The organism is Idiomarina sp. UBA4206 (assembly GCF_002383015.1).
Lineage (GTDB): Bacteria > Pseudomonadota > Gammaproteobacteria > Enterobacterales > Alteromonadaceae > Idiomarina > Idiomarina abyssalis.
Map to the genome: position 1 here is coordinate 1 of NZ_DFTS01000005.1, position 248 is coordinate 248.

Annotated in this window: 1 pseudogene; it reads right to left on the reverse strand. The window is 48.4% G+C overall.

Annotated elements, in window-relative coordinates:
- Positions 1–248, reverse strand: a pseudogene (locus tag B3180_RS00735) (succinate--CoA ligase subunit alpha); the annotation flags it as partial.

The window sequence follows — 248 nt, forward strand, 5'->3', positions numbered from 1 at the left end:
CCTTTACCGCCGGCAATGATGGCACCAGCGTGGCCCATCCGTTTGCCCGGAGGAGCAGTAACACCAGCAATGTAAGAAACAACCGGCTTAGATACATTGTTTTTAATGTACTCTGCCGCTTCTTCTTCTGCTGTACCACCGATTTCACCAATCATTACGATAGCTTCGGTTTCTGGATCTTTTTCGAACAGTTCCAGAATATCGATGAAGTTAGAACCCGGGATAGGGTCGCCACCGATACCAACACA